Annotated in this window: 6 protein-coding genes; all 6 read left to right on the top strand. The window is 74.6% G+C overall.

Features of this window, described 5'->3' with window-relative positions:
- The coding region (locus tag Q7T52_RS18980) for a M15 family metallopeptidase (RefSeq protein ID WP_304805117.1) at positions 1-490 on the top strand (490 nt) is incomplete at its 5' end.
- 40 nt (positions 491-530) lie between these two features.
- Complete coding sequence (locus Q7T52_RS18975) at positions 531-1,733, top strand: alpha/beta fold hydrolase (protein WP_304805116.1); 1,203 nt, start codon at positions 531-533, stop codon at positions 1,731-1,733.
- Between the two features lie 171 nt (positions 1,734-1,904).
- Entirely contained in the window at positions 1,905-2,642 is a 738-nt protein-coding gene (locus Q7T52_RS18970) for a M15 family metallopeptidase (protein WP_304805115.1), read from the top strand.
- Positions 2,643-2,728: 86 nt separating this feature from the next.
- Positions 2,729-4,072 (top strand): MFS transporter, encoded by a 1,344-nt coding sequence (locus Q7T52_RS18965; protein ID WP_304805114.1) that lies wholly within the window; start codon positions 2,729-2,731, stop codon positions 4,070-4,072.
- The gene (locus Q7T52_RS18960) at positions 4,069-5,511 is read left to right on the top strand and encodes an aminotransferase class V-fold PLP-dependent enzyme (RefSeq protein WP_304805113.1); all 1,443 of its coding nucleotides are present in this window, start codon (positions 4,069-4,071) and stop codon (positions 5,509-5,511) included. The genes Q7T52_RS18965 and Q7T52_RS18960 overlap by 4 nt, the downstream gene beginning before the upstream one ends.
- A gap of 124 nt (positions 5,512-5,635) precedes the next feature.
- Positions 5,636-6,371, top strand: a 736-nt coding sequence (locus Q7T52_RS18955; RefSeq protein ID WP_304805112.1) for an aminotransferase class V-fold PLP-dependent enzyme, incomplete at its 3' end; no start/stop codon positions are given.

Genomic DNA, 6,371 nt, shown 5'->3' with positions numbered 1-6,371 from the left:
CGACGCGGCCGCCGCGCTGCCCGACGGGCTGGTGCTCGCGCTCAACGAGGGCTGGCGCCCGCCCGACCTGCAGCGCCACTACTTCGGGCGCTACGCCGAGCGCGTGGCCACCGAACGGCCCGACGCGAGCGCCGCCGAGGTACGCCGGCTCGCAAGCCGCTTCGTGTCACCCCCGGAGGTCGCGCCCCACACGGCCGGCGCGGCGGTCGACGTGCTCCTGCTGTCGGCCGACGGCGACGTCCTCGACGTCGGGTGCCCGGTCGACGCGTCGCCGGAGGTCTCGGGCGGGCGCTGCTACACCGACCATCCCGACGTGACCGGCGAGGCGCTCGCCCTCCGGCGCGAGCTGGTGCGGGCGATGGCGGGCGCGGGGCTGGTCAACTACCCCACCGAGTGGTGGCACTGGTCGTGGGGCGACCGCTACTGGGCGCACGCGACCGGGGCGCCGTACGCCGTGCTGGGACCGGTCTCCCCCTCGACCGCACCGTAGGGCGTGCCGCTCGGGTCGGGTGGCGGGGTACTTTTCGAGCGTGGACCTCATCCCCAAGCCCGACCAGGTCGTCTCGGCAGCGGGCAACCTCGCGCACAAGGTGTTCTACGGCGGGCTGGCCGACCTGCGGCCGATGCCGCGGACGCTGATCGACGAGGGCACGCTGCGCGAGGTCTACCACTACCGGCCGCGGGCCAAGGTCGTCGAGCAGGGCGACCCGGTCCTGCTCGTGACGCCGCTGGCCGCGCCGGCCACCTGCTACGACCTGCGGCGCGGCTGCTCGCTGGTCGAGCACTTCGTCGACGCCGGGCGCCCGACCTACCTGGTGGAGTACGGCGAGGTCTCCTTCAAGGACCGCAACCTCGGCATGGAGCACTGGATCGAGGAGGTCGTGCCGACCGCGATCCGCGAGGCGTCCGCCCACGCCGGCGGGCGGCCGGTGCACGTCGTCGGCTGGAGCCTGGGCGGGATCTTCTCGCTCCTCGCGGCCGCCGCCGACGCCGACCTGCCGATCGCGTCGCTCACCGCCGTGGGCTCGCCGATCGACGTCAGCCAGGTGCCGCTCGTCGCGCCGCTGCGGCCGCTGCTCAACTGGGCCAACGGGCGCGGCCCGATCACCCGCGGCTACCAGGCCCTCGGCGGCGCCCCCAAGCCGCTGGTCAAGTGGGCCTTCCAGCTCACGTCGTTCCAGAAGCTCGTGACCAAGCCGGTCGCCAAGGCCACCCGCTACGACGACACCGAGTTCCTCGCCCAGATGGAGGCAGTCGACCGGTTCACCGCCGGGATGATCGCCTACCCGGGCCGGACCTTCGGCCAGCTCTACCACCGCTTCGTCAAGGGCAACGCCCTCGTCGCAGGCACCTTCGACCTCGGCGACGTGACCGGCGAGCCCGAGGCCGCCGGCCGCACCGTCTCCTTCGCCGACATCGACGTGCCGGTGCTCGTCCTCGCCGGCGCGACCGACGGCATCGCCCCCGTCGCCTCGGTCAAGGCGGTCGTCCCGCTGCTCACCGGCTCGCCCGAGGTGCGCTTCGAGATCGTCCCCGGCGGCCACCTCGGCATGCTCACCGGCCGCGCCGCCCGCACCTCCACCTGGGCGGTCCTGGACGAGTGGGTCTCGCAGTGGTCGACCGACCCGTCCGACACCGCGGGTGGCGACGGGGCCGGGGACGACGCCGCCCCGACCATCGGCACCGGCCGCCGTACCCACGGCTCCGCCTCCTCCCGCTCCCTCGCCCGCTGACCCGTCGTACATCTACGACGGGTCACCGTGCGTTCTCGCTGACCCGTCCTCGATCTACGACGGGTCACCGCACTCCTCGCTGACCCGTCCTCGATCTACGACGGGTCAACGATCGGGGTCCGAGGGTTATCCCGGTTTCGGGGTGGGCGGGACAGGTCGAGGGTGGAGGGCATGAGCCGTCTGCGCGCCGCCCTCGTCACGCTCGTCGTCACCCTCGCCAGCCTCGTGGCCGTCACGGCGGCGACCACGACCGCCGCCCACGCCGACGAGTGCTACTCGTGGGGCCGGAACCTGTCCTCGGGCGCGACCGGGGCGGACGTGTCCGAGCTGCAGGTCCGCGTCGCAGGGTGGGCGGGGTACGGCGTCAACATGGCGATCGACGGCAGCTACGGGCCGCAGACCGTCAACGCCGTCAAGGGGTTCCAGGCGGCCTACGGACTCGGCGCCGACGGCGTGGCGGGGCCAGCGACGTACGCGAAGATCTACGAGCTGCAGGACCCCGACTGCACCCCGATCCACTTCTCCTACGCCGAGGTCGACGGCGGCTGCGGTGCCGGCGGCTACGCCGGCGGGTCGGTCCCGGCGGCGACGGTCAAGGAGAACCTCAAGCGCGCGATGTGGCGCGCCGAGGCCCTGCGGCAGCGGATCGGCAACCAGCCGATCTCCGTCAGCTCGGGGTTCCGCTCGCAGGCCTGCGACCGGCAGGTCGGCGGCAGCGGCACCGGCCAGCACACCTACGGCACCGCCATCGACCTGGTCGGCGTCTCGTTCTGCACGCTCGCCCAGAACGCCCGCTACACCGGCTTCGGCGGCATCTTCGGCCCGGGCTACCCCGACCACGACGACCACGTGCACGTCGACATCCGGGCCGGACGCTCGTGGAGCGCCCCCAGCTGCGGGGTCAGCTGACGCCGGACGTGGTGGTGACGGACGTGGTGACGCCGGATGTGGTGGTGTCGCGACGGCGGGTGAGCAGGTCGTACTAATCTCGCCGGATGCCCACCCCCGCCTCGTCGGCGCAGACGACGCTGCCCCGCCGGGTCCGGGTCGGCTACGGCCTCGGCTCGGTCGCGACCGGCGCGTTCGGCACCGTCCCGGGGCTGATGCTCCTGCCCTACCTGACCGACACCCTCGGGGTCGCGGCCGTCGTTGCCGGCTTCGTGGTGGTGCTGCCGAAGGCGTGGGACGTGCTCCTCAACCCGGTCGCCGGGCGCATCAGCGACCGGACCGTCGACCCCCGCGGCCCACGCCGGCCGTGGCTGCTGCGGGCGGGTATCGCGCTGGCGGCGACCTTCGCGCTCCTCTTCGCCGGGCCCGACCTCGACTCGCGCGTCCTCGAGACCGGCTACGTGCTCGTGCTGTTCCTGGCCTGCGCCTCGGCGTACGCGTTCTTCCAGGTGCCGTTCGTCGCGATGCCCGCCGAGATGACGCAGGGGTACGCCGAGCGCACGCGCCTCATGACGTGGCGGGTCGCGATCCTGGCGTTCACGATCCTGCTGGCGGGCGCCACGGCCCCGGTGATCCGCGACGCGGTCGGCGGACGCGACGGCTACCGGCTGATGGGCCTGGCCATGGCGGTCGTGATCCTGGTCGGCGTCGTCGGCGCCTACCTCGGCACGCGTGACGCGCCGGTCGGCGCCGTCGCGCCGGGCGCCGGTTCGCTGCGCGACCAGCTGCGCGTGGTTGCCGGCGCGCGCGACTTCCGGCTGCTGCTCACGACGTGGGTGCTGCAGGCGCTCGCGACCGGCTGCATGCTCGCCGGGGTCGACTACCTGGCCGGCGACGTGCTGGGCGAGGACGGCGCCTCGACCGTGCTCTTCGTCTGCTTCGTCGGCCCCGCGTTGCTGCTCACGCCGGTCTGGTCGAAGGTCGGCGAGCACGTCGGCAAGCAGCGCGCCTACCTCGCCGCGTCGGTCATCCTCGCCGTCGGCGCCGCCCTGGCCGCGACCGCTCAGGTGGCCCCGGGCGCGGTCGTGCTCGCCGCCGTCGCCGTGGTCGGCGTGGGCTACGCCGGCTGCCAGGTCTTCCCGCTGGCCATGCTCCCCGACGTCGCGGCCGCGGACGCGCGCCGCACGGGCGAGAACCGCGCCGGCGTCTACACCGGCGTCTGGACGGCCGGCGAGACGCTCGGACTGGCCCTCGGACCCGGGCTCTTCGCGCTCGTGCTCGCCCTCGGCTCGTACCGCTCCAGCACCGACGACAGCAGCATCATCCAGCCCGACAGCGCCCTGACCGCGATCACGCTCGGGTTCTCCGTGCTGCCGGCGCTGCTCGTCGTGACCAGCCTGTGGTGGCTGACGCGCTACGGCCTCGACGACCGAACGGAGCTTCCCGCATGACCGATCCCGACGAGCTGCTCGCCACGCTGCGCGCGCTGCAGGCGTCCGACCTGCCGGTGCACGGCGGCCGGACCCTCGCCTACGTCTACGACTCCGGGCTCGCCGAGGTCGACCGGGTGGCGCGGGAGGCGGTGGGCGCGTTCGCGGGCTCCAACGGGCTCGACCCCACCGCGTTCCCGAGCCTGCTGACGATGGAGAACGACCTCGTCGGCATCACCGCGCGCCTCGTCGACGGGCCCGGCACCGTGGTCGGCAACGTCACCTCGGGCGGGACCGAGTCGGTGCTGCTCGCCGTGCAGGGCGCCCGCGACGCCGCCCGGGTCGACCGGCCGGCGATGGTCCTGCCCGCCACCGCGCACGCGGCGTTCCACAAGGCCGCGCACTACTTCGGCGTCGAGGCCGTGCTCGTGCCGACCCGCGACGACTTCCGCGCCGACCCGGCCGCGACCGCCCGCGCGCTCGACGACCTGGGCGAGCGCGCCGTGCTGGTGGTGGCCAGCGCGCCGTCGTACGCCCACGGTGTCGTCGACCCGGTCACCGAGCTCGCCGCGCTCGCCGCCGAGCGCGGGATCCGGTGTCACGTCGACGCCTGCATCGGCGGCTGGGTCCTGCCGTACGCCGCCCGGCTGGGCCGCGCCGTGCCGCCGTGGACCTTCGCCGTCGAGGGCGTCACCTCGATCTCCGTCGACCTGCACAAGTACGCCTACGCCCCGAAGGGCGCCTCGGTGCTGCTGCACCGCACCGCAGCCCTGAGGCGGCCGCAGCTCTTCGCGAGTGCTGCGTGGCCGGGTTACACGATGCTCAACTCGACCATGCAGTCGACGCGCTCGGGCGGCCCCCTGGCGGGCGCCTGGGTCTCGGTGAAGTCGATCGGGGACACGGGTTATGAGCTCCTGACTCGAGAGGTGTTCGCCGCCGTGGACGCCATCGTGGCCGGGGCCACCGACATTCCCGGGCTGCACCTCGTCGCCCCGCCCGACTCGACCCTGGTCGCCCTCTCGACCGACGCCAGCTGCGACCCGTTCACGGTCTGCGACGAGATGGCCTCCCGCGGCTGGTACGTCCAGCCCCAGCTCACCCACGGCGGCCGGCCCGCGACCATCCACCTCTCCGTCAGTGCCGCCACCGGGCCCCACGTGCCCGAGTTCCTCGTCGCCCTGGCGGAGTCGGTCGGCACCGCGCAGGAGGCCGGCCCGGTTGTCGTCGACCCCGGGGTCGCGGCCTACGTCGCCACCCTCGACCCGACCACCCTCACCGACGCCGACTTCGACGGGCTCCTCGTCGCCGCCGGGCTCGTGGGTGACGGTCCCGGCCTCGCCCTTCCGACCCGGATGGCCGAGGTCAACGCCCTGCTCGACCTCGCCTCCCCCGAGCTGCGCGAGGCGGTGCTGGTCTCGTTCCTCGACCGGCTCCAGCGGCCGAACGGCGAGGACTACTAGTCCCAACGGGCCCTGCAGGTCGACCCCCGACGACCTGCCGGGGCGGGGGTGTCCCCACCTACGCTCCCCCTACGACGATGGCCCGCCGCCCGGGATGCGGGCGCCCACGTCGACCGGAGGTCCCATGACGCGCGCTCCCGCGCACCTGACGCTGATGCGTCAGGCCGACGACGCGATCGACGCGATCGACGCCGCCACCCAGGAGTCGGCGCTGACGCCGCTCGCCGGAGCCGGCCCCGACGACGGCCGGCTCGCCCACCCCGCCACCCGCCGCCGCGGCGCCGAGACGCCGTCCCTCCACACGGCCGAGGCCCAGCTGCTCGGCTTCGTCGCCGACCTGCTCCAGGCTCCCGACGAGGCTGCTGGGCTCGTCGTCGCCGGCGTGACCGAGGCCGCGGTCGTCGTCCTCCGCGGGGCCCGCGACGCCGGTCCCGGCCTCAAGCGGGCGACCGTGGTCCTGCCGTCCTCGGCCCACCCCGCCTACTTCGCCGCCGCCGAGACGGTCGGGCTCGTCCCGGTCGTCGTCCCCGTCGACCTCGACGGCCGCGCCCCGCTCGGTGCCATGGCCGCGGCCATCCACGAGGACACGGTGCTGGTCGTGGCCTCCGCGCCGTCGTACTCCCACGGCACCGTCGACCCCGTCGGCTGGCTCGCCGCCGCGACCGTGGCCAAGGGCGTCCCGCTCCACGTCGACGCGACCAGCGGCGGCTGGGCGATGGCGTACGCCGAGCGCGTCGGCCGCGTCGGGCCGAGCTGGGGCTTCGCCGTCGGGGCGGTCGCCTCCGTCGCCCTCGACGTCGGGCCCGAGACCGGCGCCGCCGCCGATCTGACCGTCGTGATCCACCGCGACCCGGCCGGCG

The sequence above is a fragment of the Nocardioides sp. genome (assembly GCF_030655615.1).
GTDB lineage: Bacteria > Actinomycetota > Actinomycetes > Propionibacteriales > Nocardioidaceae > Nocardioides.
This window is presented reverse-complemented; position numbering and strand designations above follow the sequence as displayed.